Annotated in this window: 18 protein-coding genes and 1 other RNA gene; 12 read left to right on the top strand and 7 right to left on the bottom strand. The window is 66.4% G+C overall.

Annotated features, from left to right (window positions below):
* From ubiG to ssrA, 4 genes are all read left to right on the top strand, one after another.
* Nucleotides 1-729 carry a bifunctional 2-polyprenyl-6-hydroxyphenol methylase/3-demethylubiquinol 3-O-methyltransferase UbiG gene (ubiG, locus tag AXYL_RS08480; protein ID WP_013392384.1) on the top strand — a complete coding sequence of 243 codons (729 nt, stop codon included), beginning with the start codon at nucleotides 1-3 and terminating at the stop codon, nucleotides 727-729.
* Nucleotides 726-1,400, top strand: coding sequence for an HAD-IA family hydrolase (locus tag AXYL_RS08475; protein ID WP_013392383.1), 675 nt, complete (start codon nucleotides 726-728; stop codon nucleotides 1,398-1,400). The genes ubiG and AXYL_RS08475 overlap by 4 nt, the downstream gene beginning before the upstream one ends.
* Nucleotides 1,401-1,749: 349 nt before the next feature.
* Complete coding sequence (locus AXYL_RS08470; protein WP_013392382.1) at nucleotides 1,750-2,928, top strand: MFS transporter; 1,179 nt, start codon at nucleotides 1,750-1,752, stop codon at nucleotides 2,926-2,928.
* A 91-nt stretch (nucleotides 2,929-3,019) separates the two neighbouring features.
* Nucleotides 3,020-3,409: a transfer-messenger RNA gene (ssrA, locus tag AXYL_RS34150) on the top strand.
* 98 nt (nucleotides 3,410-3,507) lie between these two features.
* On the opposite strand, the gene AXYL_RS08465 is transcribed toward ssrA, so the two are convergent.
* The 7 genes from AXYL_RS08465 to AXYL_RS08435 form a co-directional block, all read right to left on the bottom strand.
* Complete coding sequence (locus AXYL_RS08465) at nucleotides 3,508-3,918, bottom strand: Zn-ribbon domain-containing OB-fold protein (protein WP_013392381.1); 411 nt, start codon at nucleotides 3,916-3,918, stop codon at nucleotides 3,508-3,510.
* A gap of 2 nt (nucleotides 3,919-3,920) precedes the next feature.
* Nucleotides 3,921-5,078: an acetyl-CoA acetyltransferase gene (locus tag AXYL_RS08460; protein WP_013392380.1), complete on the bottom strand. Its 1,158-nt coding sequence runs from the start codon at nucleotides 5,076-5,078 to the stop codon at nucleotides 3,921-3,923.
* Between the two features lie 37 nt (nucleotides 5,079-5,115).
* Nucleotides 5,116-6,255: an acyl-CoA dehydrogenase family protein gene (locus AXYL_RS08455; RefSeq protein WP_013392379.1), complete on the bottom strand. Its 1,140-nt coding sequence runs from the start codon at nucleotides 6,253-6,255 to the stop codon at nucleotides 5,116-5,118.
* 30 nt (nucleotides 6,256-6,285) lie between these two features.
* On the bottom strand, nucleotides 6,286-7,815 hold the full coding sequence (locus AXYL_RS08450; protein WP_013392378.1) for an AMP-binding protein: 1,530 nt from the start codon (nucleotides 7,813-7,815) through the stop codon (nucleotides 6,286-6,288).
* 18 nt (nucleotides 7,816-7,833) lie between these two features.
* Complete coding sequence (locus AXYL_RS08445) at nucleotides 7,834-8,694, bottom strand: MaoC family dehydratase (RefSeq protein WP_013392377.1); 861 nt, start codon at nucleotides 8,692-8,694, stop codon at nucleotides 7,834-7,836.
* A 51-nt stretch (nucleotides 8,695-8,745) separates the two neighbouring features.
* Nucleotides 8,746-9,729: a Bug family tripartite tricarboxylate transporter substrate binding protein gene (locus AXYL_RS08440; RefSeq protein WP_013392376.1), complete on the bottom strand. Its 984-nt coding sequence runs from the start codon at nucleotides 9,727-9,729 to the stop codon at nucleotides 8,746-8,748.
* 82 nt (nucleotides 9,730-9,811) lie between these two features.
* Nucleotides 9,812-10,777: a Bug family tripartite tricarboxylate transporter substrate binding protein gene (locus AXYL_RS08435; RefSeq protein ID WP_013392375.1), complete on the bottom strand. Its 966-nt coding sequence runs from the start codon at nucleotides 10,775-10,777 to the stop codon at nucleotides 9,812-9,814.
* A gap of 227 nt (nucleotides 10,778-11,004) precedes the next feature.
* Here AXYL_RS08435 and AXYL_RS08430 point away from each other — a divergent pair, with 227 nt between their 5' ends.
* The 8 genes from AXYL_RS08430 (at nucleotide 11,005) to wecB (ending at nucleotide 19,744) form a co-directional block, all read left to right on the top strand.
* The gene (locus tag AXYL_RS08430; protein ID WP_013392374.1) at nucleotides 11,005-11,757 is read left to right on the top strand and encodes a beta-ketoacyl-ACP reductase; all 753 of its coding nucleotides are present in this window, start codon (nucleotides 11,005-11,007) and stop codon (nucleotides 11,755-11,757) included.
* A gap of 31 nt (nucleotides 11,758-11,788) precedes the next feature.
* Nucleotides 11,789-12,277 (top strand): MaoC/PaaZ C-terminal domain-containing protein, encoded by a 489-nt coding sequence (locus AXYL_RS08425; protein ID WP_013392373.1) that lies wholly within the window; start codon nucleotides 11,789-11,791, stop codon nucleotides 12,275-12,277.
* Nucleotides 12,274-14,403, top strand: a complete 2,130-nt coding sequence (locus AXYL_RS08420) for an acetate--CoA ligase family protein (protein WP_013392372.1) — start codon at nucleotides 12,274-12,276, stop codon at nucleotides 14,401-14,403. Before AXYL_RS08425 ends, AXYL_RS08420 begins: the two co-directional genes overlap by 4 nt.
* Nucleotides 14,404-14,448: 45 nt before the next feature.
* The gene (locus AXYL_RS08415) at nucleotides 14,449-15,603 is read left to right on the top strand and encodes an acyl-CoA dehydrogenase family protein (protein WP_013392371.1); all 1,155 of its coding nucleotides are present in this window, start codon (nucleotides 14,449-14,451) and stop codon (nucleotides 15,601-15,603) included.
* Between the two features lie 49 nt (nucleotides 15,604-15,652).
* Nucleotides 15,653-16,390 (top strand): IclR family transcriptional regulator, encoded by a 738-nt coding sequence (locus AXYL_RS08410; RefSeq protein ID WP_013392370.1) that lies wholly within the window; start codon nucleotides 15,653-15,655, stop codon nucleotides 16,388-16,390.
* 31 nt (nucleotides 16,391-16,421) lie between these two features.
* A complete protein-coding gene (locus AXYL_RS08405) occupies nucleotides 16,422-17,552 on the top strand; it encodes a CaiB/BaiF CoA transferase family protein (protein ID WP_013392369.1) in 1,131 nt (376 codons plus the stop codon).
* 62 nt (nucleotides 17,553-17,614) lie between these two features.
* The gene (locus tag AXYL_RS08400; protein WP_013392368.1) at nucleotides 17,615-18,442 is read left to right on the top strand and encodes an enoyl-CoA hydratase/isomerase family protein; all 828 of its coding nucleotides are present in this window, start codon (nucleotides 17,615-17,617) and stop codon (nucleotides 18,440-18,442) included.
* Nucleotides 18,443-18,589: 147 nt separating this feature from the next.
* Nucleotides 18,590-19,744 carry a non-hydrolyzing UDP-N-acetylglucosamine 2-epimerase gene (gene wecB, locus AXYL_RS08395; protein WP_013392367.1) on the top strand — a complete coding sequence of 385 codons (1,155 nt, stop codon included), beginning with the start codon at nucleotides 18,590-18,592 and terminating at the stop codon, nucleotides 19,742-19,744.
* Nucleotides 19,745-19,766 lie beyond the last annotated feature (22 nt).

Below are 19,766 nucleotides of genomic sequence, written 5' to 3'. Positions count from 1 at the left end.
ATGACCACGCAAACGCACGACACTGCCCGCCCCGCGATCAACGCCGACCAGGCCGAACTGGACAAGTTCGGCGCCCTGGCCAGCCGCTGGTGGGATCCCGAAAGCGAGTTCAAGCCCCTGCACGCGATCAATCCGCTGCGGCTGGAATGGATCCAGGAATGCGCCGGCAGCCTGGCGGGCAAAAAGGTCCTGGACGTGGGCTGCGGCGGCGGCATCCTGTCCGAAGCCATGGCGCACAGTGGCGCCGAGGTCACTGGCATCGATCTGGCCGACAAGTCCCTGAAGGTGGCACGCCTGCACGGCCTGGAATCCGGCGTGAAGGTGGAGTACCGCAAGGTTCCCGTGGAGGAACTTGCCGCGGAGCAACCCGGTCAGTATGACGTGGTGACCTGCATGGAAATGCTGGAACATGTGCCGGATCCGGCTTCGATCGTGCGCGCGTGCTCCACGCTGGTCAAACCGGGCGGCTGGGTGTTCTTTTCGACCTTGAACCGCAATCCCAAGTCCTTCCTGTTCGCCATCGTGGGCGCCGAGTACGTCTTGCGCCTGTTGCCGCGCGGCACGCACAGCTATGACCAGTTCATCAAGCCCAGCGAGCTGTCGGCGGCGGCGCGCGGCGCCAGGCTGGAACCGGTGAGCATGCGCGGCATGGAATACAACCCGATCACCCAGATCTACACCCTGTCGTCCGACACCTCGGTCAATTACCTGATGGCTACCCGCAAATGAGCGCCCTGATCCTGTTCGACTTCGACGGCACGCTGGCCGACACTGCCCCCGATCTGGCCGCCGCGGCCAACCGCCAGCGTACCCGCAAGGGTCTGGAACCCATGCCGTACGAGGCCCTGCGGCCCGTCGCGTCCCAGGGCGCGCGCGGCCTGCTGCGCGTGGCGCTGGACCTCAAGCCGGGCGACGCCGATTACGAGCCGACCCGCCTGCAGTTCCTGGAAGACTACGCCGCCGGCTCCACCGTCCACAGCAAGCTGTTTCCCGGCATCGAAGCGTTGCTCGCCGATATCCGCGACCGCGGGCTGTCCTGGGGCATCGTGACCAACAAGGTCACCTACCTGACCCTGCCCATCGTCGAATACCTGGACCTGACGCGCGACAGCGCGGTCCTGGTCTGCGGCGACACCACGGCGCACGCCAAACCGCACCCGCTGCCGCTGCAGCACGCCGCGCGCGAAGCAGGTTTTTCCGTCGACCGTTGCGTCTATGTCGGCGACGACCTGCGCGACATCCAGGCCGCGCACGCGGCAGGCATGCCGGCCGTGGCCGCCGCATACGGCTACGTCGGCGAAGACGACAACATCACGACCTGGGAAGCGGAAACCTGCGCCAATTCCCCCGCGGAACTCTGGTCCGCCATCCAGCCGCTGTTGCCCAGCGACCTGCGCTGATTCCGCTCGGCCGGGCCGCCGCCGCGCGGCCCGTTTCCGGCCTGATGATGGTTCGCGAAAATTAGTTGAGTTTGCCGAACAATCTTTCCCAGACCAAGGCCTTTATCCTGAAACCAAAGTCACTTAAAGTGTGACTCATGCAAGGCATGCGGGTGCTTCCCGATTGCCTTTTCCGGCTATTGCCGGAGGTTGCGGACACTGCCGCCCGCCACCATTGATCCCACGCACCGGCGTCCTTCGACCCCGATGCAGTTGCCCGGCATAGAAGCCGGCGCACCCCTGACCTTTTTTAGACCGCCTACAACGCCGCCCGCGCGCCGCCCTCCAGCGCCGCGCCAGAGGAATGCCTATGCTATTGCCCATCCTGTTACTTTCCGCAGCCGGTTTCACCATCCTGACGACAGAATTCCTGATCATCGGGCTGCTGCCCGGCCTGGCCCGCGATCTGAACGTCACCGTTTCCCAGGCCGGCCTGCTGGTTTCGCTGTTCGCCTTCACGGTGGCGGCGACCGGCCCGCTGCTCACGGCGCTGATGGCCAACGTCGAGCGCAAGCGGCTGTTCATCGGCGTGCTGGTGCTGTTCGGCCTGTCCAACGCCCTGGCGGCCGCCGCGCCGAACATCTGGGTCATGGCCGTGGCGCGCCTCTTCCCTGCCCTGGCCCTGCCCGTGTTCTGGTCGCTGGCCAGCGCCACGGCGGTGGAACTGGTCGGCCCGGCGCGCGCCGGCCGGGCCATCTCCATGGTCGCCTTCGGCATCGTCGCGGCCACGGTGTTCGGCATCCCCATCGGCGTGCTGATCTCGGACGCATTCGGCTGGCGCGCCGCCTTCGGCCTGCTCTCGGCGGTGGCGTTCGCCAAGGCGCTGCTATTGTTGTTCGCCTTCCCCAGCACCCGCATCCGCGCCGACAGCGTCAAACTCGTCACGCAGTTGCGTATCCTGCGCAATCCCATCGTGGTGGGCCACGTGTTGTTGTCGCTGCTGGTCTTCACCGGCATGTTCACTGCCTACACCTATCTGGCGGACATGCTGGAGCGGCTGGCCGGCTTCAACGGCCAGATCGTGGGCTGGACGATGATGGCATTTGGCGCCGTCGGCCTGGTCGGCAATACCCTGGGCGGCCGTATGGTGGACCGCAGCCCGCTGGGCGCGACCGCGCTCTTTTCGGCGCTGATGGCGGCAGGACTGGCGGCGATCGCCCCCGTGATGCAGTCGCATGGTCTGCTGGCCGTGGCGCTGGGCGTCTGGGGCATCGCGCAAGCCGCGCTCTTCATCGTCTGCCACGTGCGCCTGATGAAATCCGCGCCGGAAGCGCCGGCTTTTGCCGCCTCCCTGAACATCTCGGGCGCCAACACCGGGATCGGCCTGGGCGCCGTGGTCGGCGGACATGTCATCGACAACTACGGACTGGCCTCGCTGGGCTGGGCCGCGGCCGTCATCGTCGCCATTTCCGTGATCCTGGCCTTGGCGCTGATGGCAGCCTCGCGCCCGCGCCACGAGCCCAAGGCGGTCTGCGCCAACGCGGCCTGAACGGCCGCCTGTATCGTCCGCGCCACGCCGGGGCAAGGCTGCGCGGGCGGGACAGCAGGCTATGGCATTTACCAGTACAATAGATGTTCTTGGGGCCGATCCGGATTCGACGTGGGTCGCGAAACAACTCAGGGCATGCCGAGCACCAGTACGCTCGTTAAACCACTGGAAACACTACAAACGCCAACGACGAGCGTTTCGCTCTCGCCGCTTAAGCGGTGAGCCGCTGCACTGATCTGTCCTTGGGTCAGGCGGAGGAAGGCAACTTCCTAGGGGGGTAACCCTCGAACCGCAGCAGCGACATTCACAAGGAATCGGTTTGAACTGGGGTCACACGGTTCAAATTTAAATTACGTGAATCGCTTTGGTCCGGCCTGTCGGTTGGCTAAGTCCAAGGTTAAAACTAAATAAATCGACTACGCATGTAGAACTGATTGCAGAGGGCTTGCGGACGGGGGTTCAATTCCCCCCGGCTCCACCAAATACCGCAGACGCAAGACTAAAACCGGTCCGACTTTCCAGTCGGACCGGTTTTTTCTTTGTGCGGAAGGCAAATCACCCGGTTCCCGCGCCGCGCAATCAGGCTTCCAGCCTGAACTGCGGCAAGGTGATCTCATCCGACACCCGCTCGAAACACACCCGCACCCGGCTGCCTATCCTGACCGCCTCGGGCGGACTGTCGATAATGTTGGCCATCATGCGCACGCCTTCGTCCAGGTCGATCATGGCGACGACATAAGGCACTTTTTCGCTCAGGGCCGCGTTGCTCGGGCGCCGGTTGATGGTGTAGGTGTAGACGGTTCCCTGGCCAGCGGACTCGATCCACTCGATGCTGTCGGACAGGCAGGCCGTGCAGAATTCGCGCGGATAGAATTGGCGCGTCTTGCAGCAGCCGCATTGCTGGACGACCAGGCGGTTTTCCTTCGCCGCATCCCAGTAGGGCTGGGTGATCCGGGTCGGTTGCGGCAGCGGGCGTTGAACTTGGTCCATGGTCAGACTCCGAGGATCAGGGTGGTGTTGCAGGAAAAAACCAGGCCGGGCGCATGCACCAGGGCCAGTTCGGCCTTAGGCAATTGGCGTTCCCCGCATTCCTTGCGCAGTTGATGCACGGCCTCGAGCAGCAGCAGCATGCCGAACTGGCCGGGGTGGTTATAGGACAGGCCGCCGCCCGAGGTATTGATGGGGAAATCGCCCCCCGGCGCCAGGCGTCCGTCCGCCACGAAGGCCCCGCCCTCCCCGCGCTTGCAGAAACCCAGCTCTTCCAGGGACTGGATCACGCCGATGGTGAAGTGATCGTAGATCTGCACCACGTCGATATCGGCGCGCGTGACGCCGGCCATGGCGAGCGCGGCATCCGCCGTCTGCGCCACATTGGTGTCCAGCCAGTCCGCCGTATTGAAGGGCGTGTAATGGTGCGAGAAGGACTCGGCGATGCCCATCACGTAGACCGGCGGCCGCTTGAGCTCGCGGGCACGGGCGGCGGAGGTGATGATAACGGCGCCGCCGGCGTCGGTTACCAGGCAGCAATCGCGCTGGCGCAAGGGATCGGCAATCATTTTGGAAGCCATGACTTCCTCGATCGAGGTGTCCTCGCGACGGTAGGCCTTGGGGTTGAGTTGCGCCCACTTGCGCGCCGCCACCGCCACTTCGGCCAGGTCCTTGTGAGTGGTGCCGTAGCGCTGCATGTGCAGTTGCGCCACCATCGCGTAATAGCCGATGGGGCTCAGCTGCCCATACGGCGTGATGAACTGTCCGCGCGGCAGGCGCATGTCCTCGGGCGTGCCGCCCACCTTGCGCGTGCCGTCCGACAGCTGGGTGCTGCCGTAGGCCACCAGCGCCACCTCGCACATGCCGGCCTCGATGGCGGCCATGGCGTGGCGGATGTGCATGACGCTGGACATGCCGCCCACGCTGGTCGAATCCACATAGCGCGGCCGTATGCCCAGGTATTCCGCCAGATGCAGTCCGGCGAACTTGTCGTCCACGTGCGCGAACACGCCGTCGACGTCCTTGAGCGTCAGCCCGGCATCGCGCAAGGCGCGGGCCGCTGCCTGCGCCTGCAGGTCCAGCGAGGTCATCCCGGGCACTTTCCCCAGGTCGGATTCGGCGGCGCCGACGATGGCGACCGATTTCGATAGATGCTTGCTCATGTAGGGATCTGTTCCTGTCGAAGTCGAAGAAGAAGGTTCAAAGCGTGCGGGCGATCAGCTCGCGCATGACCTCCGAGGCGCCGCCGTAAATCCGGTTGGGCCGCACATCGGTGTAGGCGCGGGCGATGGGGTATTCGCGCATGTAGCCGTAGCCGCCGTGGAACTGCAGCAGGTCGTCGATGGCGCTGGTGGCCTCGGAAGCCCACAGCTTGGCCATGGCCGCGCCGCCGGCGTCGAGTTCGCCGTCCAGGTACTGTTGCACGCAGCCGTCGACGAAGGCACGGGTGGCGGCGGCCAGGGTCTTGATGTCGGCCAGCTTGAAACGGATGTGCTGGTTGTCGATCAAGGCTTTGTCGAAGGCGCGCCTGTCCTTGGTGTAGTCCACCGTCCATTGCAGCGCGCTCTCCAGCGCCATGGCGCAGCGCACCGCGATCATCAGGCGCTCGCGCACCAGTTCCTTCATCAGGTAGCCGAAGCCCTGCCCCGGTTCGCCCAGCATGTCCTCGTCCGGCACGAACATGTCCTGGAAAAAGAGTTCGGCCGTGTCCTGTGCCTTTTGCCCGACCTTGTCCAGGAGACGGCCGCGCGTGAATCCCGGCGTCGCGGCGTCGACCCAGAACAGGCTGATGCCGCGCGCGCCCGCGGCGGGATCAGTCTTGGCCACCACCAGCACGCGGTCGGCATGGAAGCCGTTGGTGATGAAGGTCTTCTGGCCGTTGATGACGTAGCCGCCCTGCGCCTTGGCCGCCGCGGTGCGGATGGCCTTGACGTCGCTGCCCGCGCCCGGCTCGGTCATCGCGATGGACGCCACGATGTCGCCCTGTGCCATGCCGGGCAGGTCGCGCAGCTTCTGGCGCTCGCTGCCGAAGTTCAGCAGATAGGGCGCGACGATGTCGGAATGGGTGGTGAAGCCGGTGACGCCGGTGGCCAGCGCGCGGGCGATCTCCTCCACCACGATGATGGTGTGCAGGAAATCGCCGCCGCCCCCGCCGTATTCCTCGGGTGTGCTGGGCAGCAGGATGCCGGCCGCGCCGGCCTTGCGCCACAAGTCGCGCGGCACCAGGCCTTCCTGTTCCCATTGGTAGTGGTGGGGCGTGATCTCATCCGCGATGAAGCGCGCCACGGTGTCGCGGAACAGTTCGTGCTCCGCCGAGAAAAGCTTGCGCCGCTGGTTCATGCCATCTCCTGATCTGTCATGGTGGGCCGCCTAGGCTTGCGGCCAGTAGCGCTGCTTGACCAGGCGCTTGAGCAGCTTGCCGGTCTCGGTGCGCGGCATATCGCTGGAAAAGTCCACGCTCTTGGGGCACTTGATGGGCGAGATCCGGTCGCGGCAATAGGCGATCAGCTGCTGCGCCAGGTCGGAGCTGGCAGCGGCGGGATCGCGCAATTGCACGACCGCCTTGACCTCCTCGCCGAACTCCGCGTTCGGCACGCCCACCACCGCCACGTCGGCCACCGCCGGATGCGTGCTCAGCAAGTTCTCCGCTTCCTGGGGATAGATGTTGACCCCGCCCGACACGATCATGTTGGAAAGGCGATCGGTCAGGTACAGATAGCCGTCCTGGTCCAGGTAGCCGATATCGCCATAGGTGGCCCAGCCGCGCGCGTTGTAGGCGCCGCGCGTCTTGTCCGGATCCTTGTGGTATTCGAAGGAACCGCCGCCCGAAAAATAGATGACGCCGGGCTGGCCCAAGGGCAATTCGTTCAACCCATCCTCGCTCATGATGTGCGCCTGGCCGAACTCCGGCCGGCCGACCGAGCCGCGGTGCGCCAGCCACTCATGGGAGCCCAGCGAGGTGCGCCCCACCAGTTCGGTGCCGCTGTAGTACTCGTACAGGATCGGCCCCCACCACGCGATCATGGCTTCCTTGACGTCGGCCGGGCACGGCGCGGCCGCATGCACCGCGTAGCGCAGCGTGGACAGGTCGTGGCGCGCACGCGCTTCCTGCGGCAGGCGCAGCAGGCGGATGAACATGGTCGGCACCCATTGCGAATGCGTGACGCCGTAGGTGGCAATCGCCTCAAGCGCCGCGGCCGCGTCGAATTTTTCCATCATGACGCAGCTGCCGCCTGCGCGCAGCGCCGCCATGTTCCAGCGCACCGGGGCCGCGTGATAGAACGGCGCGGTGGACAGATAGACCGTGTCGCGGTCGAAGGCCTTCCAGGCGCTGCTGGGCGCGTCGCCGACGCGGAAGTAGCGGTTGGCCACGGACAGCGGGCGCTTGATGCCCTTGGGCAGGCCGGTGGTGCCGGACGAATACAGGAAGTCCGTGCCTTCCGGGGTTTCTGGCAGGGCCACGTCATCGGCATAACGCCCGACCCAAGCCTCGTACTGGATCGCGCTGGCGTCCGCGCCGTCCATGCAGACGCGCAGCACGCCGCGCGCATCCAGGCTGTCCGCATCCGTTTCGGCCTGTGTGTGGCCGGAGTAGAACAGCACGCGCGCATCGCAGTTGTCGATGATGTAGCGCGCCTCGTCGCGTTTGAGATGGCGGCTGATGGTGGTGTAGTACAGGCCGATACGGTGCGCGGCCCACAGCAGTTCGAAGAAGCGCGGATGGTTTTCCAGGAACACCGCGATCACATCGCCGGCCTGCAGGCCGGCGTCCAGCAGGGCCGCCGCGCATTTGCGGCTGCGCTGCTCCAGTTCGCGCCAGGTCACCGTGGTTCCCGACGGAATCATGCGATAGGCGATGCGGTCGGGCATCTGCCGGGCATGGTCTTCAAGTGCGGACATGAGGACTCTCCAGTTTGCTCAATGCGCCAGGCTGGCGACGCCGTTGCTCAGCACCACGGTGCCGCGCTCATGGGCCAGTGCGCGGAATTGCAGGTTGTCGCCGTCGCGCCAGATCTCCACGCGCAGCGTCTCGCCCGGGAAGAACGGCGCCGAAAAGCGCGCGGCGATGGCGCCCAGGCGTTGTGGCGTCGAGGACGCGCAAGCCTGCAGCAGGGCACGCGCCGCCATGCCGTAGGTGCAAAGGCCATGCAGGATAGGCCGGTCAAAGCCGGCCGCTTGCGCCATATGAGGCAGCGCATGCACCGGATTGAGATCGCCGTTCAGACGATAGAGCAAGGCCTGCTGCGGCAGCGTGGACAGCAGCACGACTTGGTCGGGTTCGCGTTGCGGCGTGGCCGGCAGGGCTTCGGGCGCTTCGTCGCCCTGGCCGAAGCCGCCATCGGCGCGGCAGAACGACACATGCTCCACCGTGGCCAGCGGCGCCCCGCTATCGGCGTCGGAAATGTCGCGCACGGTCACCACCAGCGCGCCCTTGCTGGCGCCCTTGTCCACCACCCGCGTGACGCGGGTCTGGCTGCGCACGCAGCCGGCCGCGGCCAGCGGAGCATGGAAGGTCATGCGGTGCTCGCCGTGCAGGATCTTGAGCCAGTCTATGCCGGTGGCCGGATCCGCCGCCCAGCCGTTGGGCGCGCCGATGGTGGCCAGGAAGGTCGGCACCACGGCCGTCCCTTCTTCATGCACGTAGCGCAGCTCGGCTTCATCGGCCGGATCGCTGCCGTAACCCAGTCCCAGCGCATAGATCATGCAGTCGCGCGCGCTATAGCGGTCGACGCGGTCCTCGAACTTCCAGTTGCGCAGGTTTTGATAATCGATTGCCATGAATCATGCCTCTCTGAGCATGCCGGCGGCGCCGTGCCGCCGGCATGTTGGTCATTCCGCCTTGATGCCGGCGGCCTTGATGATTTTTTCCCAGCGGTCCTTTTCCGACCGGATGAAGCTGTCGAATTCGGCCGACGTGCCGCCCAGCGGAATGCCGCCCTGCTGCGCCAGCTGCTTCTTCACTTCCTCGTCGGCCAGGACCGCGTTGAGTTCCGTGTTCAGGCGCGCCACCACGGCCGGCGGCGTGCGCGCCGCGACCAGAACGCCCAGCCAGGCGCCGACGTCGACGTCGGGATAGCCTTGCTCGGCCAGCGTCGGCACATCGGGCAGGATCTGGCTGCGCTCGCGGGTGGTGACGGCCAGCGCCCGCAGCCTGCCGGCCTTGACCAGCGGCGCCACGGTGATGACGTTCTCGACCGTGAAGTCGACCTGCCCCGCGACCAGGTCGTTGGTCGCCGGCGCCGCGCCCTTGTAGGGCACGGTCACCGCGGTGAAATCCAGGCGGTTCTTCAGCAGTTCGCCGCCCAGGTGGCCCGACGTGCCGATCATGGAAACGGCCATGGACAGGTTGCCCTGCTTCTTGCGGGCATAGTCGCGGAACTCCGCCAGCGTCTTGACCGGCGCATTGGCATTGACCACCAGCGCATTCGGCATGGTGATGATGCGGATCACCGGAGCGAAGTCGGACATCGCGTAAGGCAGTTTGCTGTACAGCGTGTAATTGACCGCGTTGGGTCCGCTGCTGCCCATGACCATCGTGTAGCCGTCGGGCTCGGCGCGCAGCAGGCCTTGCATGCCCAGGATGCCGGCCGCGCCCGCCATGTTTTCCACCACCACCGGCTGCCCCAGCCGTTCGGACAGTTTCTTGCCGACTATGCGGCTGGTGATGTCCAGGATCCCGCCCGGCGAACTGGGCGCGATCAGGCGCAACGGTTTGTTCGGGTAGCCATCGGCCGCGCGCGACGTCTGCGGCAAGGCCATCGCTGTCATCAGGCTGGCCAGCACTGCCAGCGTGTTTCGCCTGCGTGTGTTCATGTATGTCTCCTGATAGTTCTATATGCCGCGGGCTTGTGGCGCCCGCTGTTGCGAATCCGCTGGGCGGACCCGTTACCGCGCGTCAATCCACCTTCATGCCGGTGGCGTCGACCACGCCCTGCCACTTCTTCACTTCGGACTTCAGGAAGGCGCGGGCCTCTTCGGGGCCGCCGGTCAGGGGCCGGGCGTAGATCCGGTCCATGAACTCCTGCACATCGGGCTGCTTGTTGATGTCGGCCACCGCTTCGGCCAGAGTCTTCAGCACCGGCGCCGGCACCTTGCCGGGCGCGGCCATGAAGTACACCGCTTCCACGTCGTAGCCCTTGAGTCCGGCCTCCTCGATGGTGGGCAGGTCCGGCATCGCCTTCATGCGTTCGCGCCCGGTCACGGCCAGCGCCTTCAGCTTCTTGGACTGCACCAGCGGAATCGCGGTGGAGACGCTGCCGAACATCATGTCGACCGTGCCCGACATCAGGTCCACCTCCGCCGGCGACACGCCCTTGTAGGGCACGTGGGTCATGTCGACCCCTGCCATGACCTTGAACAGTTCACCCGCCAGATGGATGGACGAGCCCATGCCGGCCGAGGCGAAGGTCAGCTTGTTGCCGCCCGCCTTGGCCTTGCGGATCAGGTCGTCGACGCCCTGGATGTTGGAGCCGGGCGGCACCACCAGAATGTTCGGCGTGGACGCCACCATGCCTATGGGCATCAGGTCGCGCTCCCAGTCGTAGGGATTGCGTTTCATGGCGGCGTTGGCCGCCACGTAGTTGGCCGCCATCGCGATGGTGTAGCCATCGGCTGGGGCTTGCGTCAGCGCCTGGATCGCGATATTGCCGCCGGCGCCCGGGCGGTTTTCCACGATGAAAGTCTGGTTGAAACGTTCGCCGAGCTTTTTGGCGTAAAGACGGGCGAGCAGGTCGGTGGCGCCGCCGGGCGCGAAGCCCACGTACACCCGCACCGGCTTGTCCGGATAAGCGTCGGCCCCGCTGGCTGCGCCTACGGCAGCCAGGCTCAGTACCGCGGCCAACAATCCCTTCAACATTGCCATGAGTCGATCTCCTTCCGATTTTTTTAGAGATATGGGAATGCCGGGCCAACTTATTCCGACATGCCGAACAGTATAACGATGTGCCGATATCAATTGTCAACATTTCCGATGATGTGTATATTTGTTCGGGACCTCGGAATAAACTCAAACCTGCTTGGCGCATTACCCGAGATGTCGGATTTCGGCCTAGGGCGCCTTGCACCATCAGCTACAGAAGGGGAATAAAGATGGACCTGCAACTCACCGGTAAAGTCGCTGTTATCACGGGTTCCGGCCGCGGCATCGGCTATGCGTCGGCGCTGGCCCTGGCACAGGAAGGCGCCCGCATCGTCATTACCGACATCAACCCCGAATCGGTGGAACAGGCCGTCGGCAGCCTGCAGCAGGCCGGCCACGACGCTATCGGCGCCGTGCTCGACGTCTGCGATCCCGAGCAGGTCCAGACCATGGCCGAACTGGCCGCACACAAGTTCGGCGGCATCGACATCCTGGTCAACAACGCCGGCTTCACCCGCGACAAATACCTGCTCAAGATGCCGGTGGAGGACTGGGATTCGGTGGTCGACACCATCCTCAAGGGCGCGTACTACTGCACCAAGGCCGCCCTGCCCTCCATGATGGAAAGGAAGTGGGGCCGCGTGATCAACATCGCCTCGCGCGCGCACTGGGGCAACCCCGGCCAGACCAACTACTCGGCCGCCAAGGCCGGCCTGATCGGCTTCACCCGCGCGCTGGCGCTGGAACAGGGCAAGTTCAACATCACCGCCAACGCCATCGCCCCGGGCCTGATCGAAACGCCGCTGGTGCGCGGCCTGTCCACCTACGAGACCCTGCGCGCCAACGCGCTGGCGCGCCAGCCGGTGCCGCGCCTGGGCGCGGTCGAGGACATCGCCAACGCCGTAGCCTTCCTGGCGTCCGAGCGGTCCTCCTTCATCACGGGCGAGCTGCTGCACGTGACTGGCGGCCGCTACGCTTCGTAAGACGCCCCTCCACTCCGGAATCCGATCAGCCATGCAAAGCGCAAGCCCTGCCTGCCAATCCCCGCGTCCCATCCAGCAGCCGCTGGAAGTCGGCCACAGCTTCGAGTCGGCCGGCCGCACCATCACCGAGAGCGACATCGTCAACTTCGCCTGCCTGTCGGGCGACTTCAACCGTCTGCACGTCGACCATGAATACGCCAGCGCCACGCCCTTCGGCCAGCGCATCGCCCACGGCCTGCTGGTGTTGTCCGTGCTGTCCGGACTGACCACCCAGTCCAGCGGCTACCGCCAGCTGGAACCCTACGTACTGGCGCTGATCGACATCAACTGCCGTTTTCCCAAGCCCACCTTCATCGGCGACACCATCGTCGTGCGGGTCACGGTAACGGAGAAGGCCGGGCAATACCGGCCCGGCAAGGACAAAGTGGTGTTCCGGCGCGAAGCCATCAATCAGCGCGGCGAGGTGGTGGTCCAGGCCGACTTCGCCATGGTGCTGCGGTCCATGGAGGACGCGGCATGAAACCGTTCGCAGACCTGACCCGTTTCACCAATCCGCGCAATATCGCCGTGGTCGGCGCCTCCGCCCGCGAATCCAGCCAGGGACGCCGCCTGTACGACAACCTGGTGCTGCATTCGTCGGTGCCGGGCGAGGTGTATGCCGTCAATCCGGCCTATCAGGAGATCGGCGGCCGGCCCTGCTGGCCGTCCATCAGCGCCTTGCCCGAGGCCGAGATCGACGTGGCCCTGATCATGATCAACGCGTCGCTGGTGCTGGATTCCCTGCGGCAATGCGCGGCGCGCGGCATTCCGTTCGCGGTGGTCATGACCTCCGGCTTCTCGGAAGCCGGCGAGGAAGGCCAGCGCCTGGAACGCGAGATCGCCCAGCTGTGCGAGGACACCGGCCTGCACGTCTACGGACCGAACTGTCCTGGCTTCGTCAATGTGCGCGACCGCCTGGGCATGACCTTCTCGCCCGCTTTCAAGGACGATCTGAACAGCGGTTCGATCGGTCTGGCGACCCAGGGCGGCGGACTGGGCCGCAACCTGCTGCAGGGCCTGTCCTATGGCCAGGGCGTGGGCCTGTGGTTTTCCGCCGGCAACGAGGTCGACCTGGAGATTCCGGACTTCATCGCCCACATGGCCAACGATCCGAAGATCGGCGTAATCGCCTTGCTGATGGAAGGCGTGAAGAACGGCAGGCGCCTGACCGCCGCGCTGGAGCTGGCGCGCGCGCGCCACAAGCCGGTCGTGGTGCTGAAAGTGGGACGTTCCGAAGCCGGCGTGCGCGCCGCGCAGTCGCATACGGCATCGGTGGCCGGCACGGCCGCCGTCAACAGCGCCGTGTTCCGCCAGTTCGGCGCGATTGAAGTCGACGACCTGGACCAGCTGCTGGCGGCCTCGCGCCTGCTGACGCGCATCACCGCCAAGAGCGGCAAGGGCCTGTGCATCTATACCTTCTCGGGCGGCACCGCCGCGCTGGCCGCCGACATTGCCGGCGCCGCCGGGCTGCCGATGGCGGTGTTCGCGCCTGAAACCAAGGCCGCCTTGCGCAAGCTGTTGCCGGATTTCGCCAGCATGGACAATCCGGTCGACACCACCGCCGACATCCTGCGCAACCCCGAAGCCTCGGCCGCCTGCCTGCGCGCGATATGCGCCGACCCGGCGGTCGGCACGGTGCTGTTCCCCATTCCCATGGACTACGGCAGCATCACGGACGGCATGGCGCAGGCCATCGCCACGGTGGCGGCCGAAACCGACACCCTGATCGTGCCGGTCTGGATGAGCCGGCGCCTGGGCGGCGGCTTCCAGTTGCTGGAAACTGCCGGCCTGCTGCCCTTCCTGTCCTTGTCGGACGCGATCGCGGCCCTGTCCAAAGCCATACCGTGGCAGCGGGCCGAAGGCGTGACGGCTGCTGCGCCCCGCCACGCGGAAGGCGCGGCCGGCCAGGCCCGCATGCTCAGCGAAGCCGCGGCCAAATCCTTGCTGCGCGAAGCCGGCCTGCCGATTCCTGAAGGGCGGGTGGTCGCCAGCGCCGAGCAGGCGGCCAGCGAGGCCGAGCGCCTGGGCTTTCCCGTGGTGATGAAAGTGGTCAGCGCCCAGATCGCGCACAAGACCGAAGCGGGCGGCGTCAAGCTGGGCATCGCCAACCCCGACGCGGCGCGCGAGGCCTACGCGGCCATCCACGAGTCGGTCGCTCGCCATCATCCCGGCGCCATCATCGACGGCATCCTGGTGGAGCGCATGCTGCCGCCGGGTGGCCGCGAGGTGCTGGTCGGCGTGCATCGCGACGCGGCCTTCGGCCTGGTGCTGACCTTCGGCCTGGGCGGCATCTTCGTCGAGACCATCCGCGACGTGGCCCACCGCATGGTGCCGCTGTCGCGCGACGATGCGCGCGCGCTGCTGCGCGAGATCCGCTACGCCGAAGTGCTGGACGGGGTGCGCGGCCAGCCGCCAGCCGATCTCGCCGCGCTGGAAGACCTGATCCTGCGGGTCTCGGACTTCGCCTGGAGCCACCGCGACGCCTTGCAGGAATTGGAGCTAAACCCGGTCTGGGTCGGCGCCGAAGGGCAAGGCGCGATGCCGTTGGACGCGCTGATCGGTCTGCGCCCCGACGCGGAGCCCGACCTGATGCAGCGCCGGCCATGACCGCCGCCGGATTTCTCTCTTCGACCCTATCCGCCTAGGACTCGCATGGACTTCTCACTGGACTCCACCCAGATCGAATTGCGCGACTCGCTGCGCCGCTACCTGACGGCCGAAGTCGCGCCCATCGTCAACCGCTACGAGGCCGAAGCCCGCGTGGTGCCGCAGGAAATGGTCCGCGCCATGCGCGACTTCGGCCTGTTGGGCGGCATGCTGCAGGAAAAGGACGGCGGCTATGGCTTGCCGATGACGACCTACGGCATGCTGATAGCCGAGCTGGCGCGCGTCTGGCCGTCGCTGCGCAGCATCGTCAGCACCAGCAATCTGGCCGCCTCGGTGCTGAGCGACGGCGGCTCGCCTTATCTCAAGGAAAAGTACCTGCCGCGCGTCCTCTCGGGCGAGGCGATCGCCAGCTTCGCGCTCAGCGAACCGAACATCGGCTCCGACGCCGCCAATGTCGAAACGCGCGCAGTGGAAACCGCCACTGGCTGGCGCGTCAATGGCCGCAAGCTCTACATCAGCCTGGGCACGGTGTGCGAACTGGGCGTGGTGTTCGTGCAGACCCAGCGTCAAAGCGGCGAACGCGGCGTGTCCTGCCTGCTGTTCGAGCGCGCCATGCCGGGCTTCTCATCCAGCCCCATCCACAAGATGGGCATGCTGAGCTGCCCGCTGGGCGAGTTGCTGTTCGAAGACGTGGAGATCCCCGCGGCCAACCTGATCGGCACCGAGGGCAAGGGCTTCGCGCTGGCCAAGAAATACCTCAATATCGGCCGCTGCGTGGTGGCGTTCTCGGCGCTGGGCATTGCCGAGGCGGCCTATGAGGCAGCGGTAAAATACGCCGGCGACCGGGTCCAGTTCGGCCGGCCCATCGGCGGCTTCCAGCTGGTGCAGCATATGATCGCCGACATGATGACGCTGGTCGAAACCTCGCGCCTGCTGTGCTGGCGCGCCGCCGACGCGCTGGACCGCAACGCCGCCGACAGCCAGATGCTATGTTCGATGGCCAAGCGCCACGCCACCGACGCCGTGCTGCGCGTGGCCGAACTGTCCATGCAGGTGCATGGCGGCGCGGGCTACACCACGCTGTTCCCCGTCGAGCGTCATTACCGCGACGCCCGCCACCTGAGCATTGCCGAAGGCACCAACCAGATCCAGGCCCTGCTCATGGCGCAGAGCGTACTGGGCATTTCCGCGTTGAAATGACCGACTACGCAACCGCCCGGGCCGGCTCCCCACTCAACTCCGACATCCTATGCCGCAAATCCTTCCTACCGCACAGCGTGTACTGCAAGTCTTCGAAGTCTATGCGCGGGAACGCCGTCCCCTGACGAACTCGGAAATGGCGCGCTTTCTCGATCTGGCCGACAGCAGCTGCTCGGACCTGCTCTACACGCTACGCCAGGCGGGCTACCTGCTGCGCACGCCGAAATCGCGCTACTTCCACCCCACGGGCAGGCTGCTCGACGTGGCCCAGGGCATCTCGGCGGCCGACCCGCTGCAGTCCTTCGCTTCCGAAGCGCTGGAGATCCTGACGCGCCAGTCCGGTGAATCGTCGATGTGCGGCTTGCTCGACGGCAACAAGGTGAAGATCTACGCCAGCCAGGAGAGCCCGCGCGCCTTGCGCTACGTGGTGAAGGCCGGCACCACCTTCGACCTGCAGGCCGCGGCATTGGGCAAGGCCTTGCTGGGCGAGATGGATGCGGCGGAACGCAATGCGCTCATCGATACGCTGCCGTTCGAACACGTCACGGCGAGCACCATCACCAACCCCGCTACCTTGCGCGCGCAGATCGAATCGCAGCTATCCAAGCACTACTTCAACAGCCGCGACGAAGGCAATGAAGGCGTATCGGCGGTCGGCATCGCGGGACGCGTGGGCGGGCAGCTGACCGCCCTTTCCATCGTCGGCCCGACCCACCGCATGGACGCCAACATGGAGCAGTACATCCAGATCATCCTGGACGCGCGCGCCGAATTCTTCGAATCCTGAGCACCCGATACATCATGGAGTGACGATAGACATGGCTGGTCCCCTGAGCGGATTTACGGTGGTGGAAATGGCGGGCATAGGGCCCGGCCCCTTCTGCGCCATGATGTTGGCGGACATGGGCGCGGACGTGATCCGCATCGACCGGCTGACGCCCGGGTTCCTGGGCGGCGGCGGCACCATCATCGACCGGGGCCGCCGCACGATCGCGCTGGACCTCAAGCAACCCGGCGCGACCGACATCGTGCTGCGGCTGCTGGACCGCGCGGACGCCTTGCTGGAAGGCTTCCGGCCTGGCGTCATGGAAAGGCTGGGCCTGGGACCCGAGCAATGCCTCGCGCGCAACCCGCGGCTGGTGTACGGGCGCATGACGGGCTGGGGCCAGGACGGCCCGCTGGCGCAAGCGGCCGGCCATGATTTGAACTACATCGCCATCACCGGCGCGCTGCACGCCATGGGACATGCCGGGCTGCCGCCAACGCCGCCGCTGCATCTGGTCGGCGACATGGGCGGCGGCGCCATGATGCTGGCCTTCGGCGTGCTTTGCGGCCTGCTCGAGGCTGGCCGCACGGGCCGGGGCCAGGTGGTGGACGCGGCCATCTGCGACGGCGCCTCCCTGCTGGCCAGCGCCTACCACGGCAAATTGCAAAGCGGCGACTGGGTCAACCAGCGCCAGGCCAACATGCTGGACGGCGGCGCCCACTTCTACGGCTGCTATGCCTGCGCGGATGGCAAGTACGTTTCCATCGGCGCGATCGAGCCGCAGTTCTACCGCCTGCTGCTGGAGCGCTGCGGCATCGACGACCCGGACTTCCAGCAGCAATGGGAGCGCGCGCAATGGCCGCCGCTGCGCGCCAAGCTGGCCGGCATCATTGCCGGCAAGACCCGCGAGCAATGGTGCGCGCTGCTCGAAGGCACCGACGCCTGCTTCGCGCCGGTGCTCGACTTCGAGGAAGCGCCACAACATCCCCACCATCGGGCGCGCGGCAGCTTCATCGAAACCGGCGGCATCGTGCATCCCGCCCCCGCGCCGCGCCTTTCGCGCACGCCGGGACAGGCCGGCGCCGTGCCCGCGCCCGGCGCGCACACGGAAGAATTGCTGGCGGAACTGGGCCTGGCGCAAGCCGAGATCCAGGCATTGCGCGAGCGCGGCGCCATCGCCTGACGGCCCGCGGCAACTTGCGGCCAGGCCCGCATGGCGCGGCCTGGCCATCCTGGAAGGCAGACATGGAGACCGATACGATGCAAGTCATCTCTAGCGAATTCAAGACCCTGCTCTATACCGTCGAAGGCGGCGTCGCCACCATCACCCTGAACCGTCCTTCTCAGCGCAACGCGCTGGACATGGTCATGCGCGAAGAGCTGGCCCATCTGGTGGGCCAGATCCGGCGTGACCGCGGCGTGCGCGTCGTGATCCTGGCCGGCGCCGGCGGCGCTTTCTGCTCGGGCGGCGACATTTCCACCATGGGCTCGGGCGGCTCCGCCGAAGAAGCGCACCAACGCATGGCCGGCCTGCTGCAGACGATAGAAGGCCTGATCACGCTGGACCGGCCGGTGATCGCGGCGGTCGATGGCCCCGCCTATGGCGCCGGACTGGGCCTGGCCCTGACCGCCGACCTGATCCTGGCCTCGCCGCGGGCGCGCTTTTGCCTGTCCTTCCTGCGGCTGGGCGCTATCCCCGACTGCGCGATCATGTACACCCTGCCGCGCATGGTGGGCCTGCAACGCGCCAAGGAACTGGCCTTCTCCACCCGCGAATTCCAGGCCGAGGAAGCGAAGGAGATGGGCATCGTGTTCGAGATCCAGCCGCAGGAACGGATCCACGCGCGCGCGCGGCAGATCGCGCTGTCCATGGCCGAACTGCCCATGGCGGCGCTGGCGATCACCAAGCGCGGCTTCAACGCGTCGCTCAACAGCGACCTGAACGCGATGCTGGACCTGGAGGCTGCCGGCCAGGGCGTGGCCCGTTCCACCGAGTACCACCGCGAGGCGGCAGGGCGTTTCATGGACAAGGTGGCGCAGCGCTTCCAATGGCCGGCGAATGAGGCCGGATAGGCCATCGCCATCGCGCGAAAGCAACAGATTGCCCCCACATTCGCCGACAACCGCCCTCTTATGAAATAAACCGTCACATATTACGATTACTTTCAATCCATAATCTACGCAAGAAAATGCCACCGGCGTAGGGGGCCCGTTCTTGCGATGAAAGTCCTTTCCATATTCGGGACCCGTCCCGAAGCGATCAAGATGGCGCCCCTGGTGGCCGCGTTGCAAGGCGAACCCCGGATCCAGAGCGTCGTCTGCGTGACGGGCCAGCATCGCGAGATGCTGGATCAGGTGATGGCCTTGTTCGATCTGCGGGCGCAGCACGACCTGGACATCATGGTGCCCAACCAGACGCTCAACGGCCTGTACGCGCGGCTGATCAGCCGGGTGGACAGCGTGCTGGAGGCGGAGCAGCCCGATTGCGTGCTCGTCCATGGCGACACCAGCACCGCGTCGGCCTGCGCGCTGGCCTCTTTCCACCGCCGTGCGCGCATCGGCCACGTCGAAGCCGGCCTGCGCACCGGCGATCTGGCCAAGCCCTTCCCCGAGGAAATGAACCGCCGCGTGGTCGATGCGGTGGGCGACTGGCTGTTTGCGCCCACGGCGCAATCGCGCGCCAACCTGCTGCGCGAAAACCTGTCGGGGCGCATCACCGTCACCGGCAATACCGTGATCGACGCGCTGGCCCTGACCTGCGGCAAGCTCGCCCCCGAGGGCGCGCTGGCGCAGCAACTGGCGACACGCTACGGCTGGCTGGATCCGCAGCGCCGCCTGTTGCTGGTCACCGGGCACCGGCGCGAAAGCTTCGGCGACGGCTTCCGGCATATCTGCGCCGCCCTGGCCGAACTGGCGCGGCGCGAGGATCTGCAGATCGTCTATCCCGTGCACCTGAATCCGCAAGTGCGCAACGTAGTAATGGCGCAGCTGGACGGCCTGTCGCGCGTGCACCTGATCGCCCCGCTGGATTACCTGGACTTCGTCTGGTTCATGCAGCGCGCCTACCTGATCCTGACCGACTCGGGCGGCGTGCAGGAAGAAGCGCCCTACCTGGGCAAGCCGGTGCTGGTGATGCGCGACGTCACCGAGCGCCCGGAGGCCGTGCAGGCCGGCACCGTGACGCTGGTCGGCACCGACACGCAGCGCATCCTGGCCGAAGTGAACCGCCTGCTCGACCACCCGGAACTGCACGCCGCTTTCTCGCGCCGCATCAATCCCTATGGCGACGGCCTCGCCAGCCAGCGCATCGTCGACGCGCTCTGCGGCCGCGCCGTCACCGAGTTTTCGCCTCAGGCGCCTGCCGCGGCCCGCTAGCCGCCCCAGTCCCCACCACCGG

It is taken from the genome of Achromobacter xylosoxidans A8 (genome assembly GCF_000165835.1).
Taxonomy (GTDB): domain Bacteria; phylum Pseudomonadota; class Gammaproteobacteria; order Burkholderiales; family Burkholderiaceae_B; genus Achromobacter; species Achromobacter xylosoxidans_B.
Note: the sequence above shows the minus strand (reverse complement) of the source record. Positions and strands in the feature narration are given on the sequence as shown.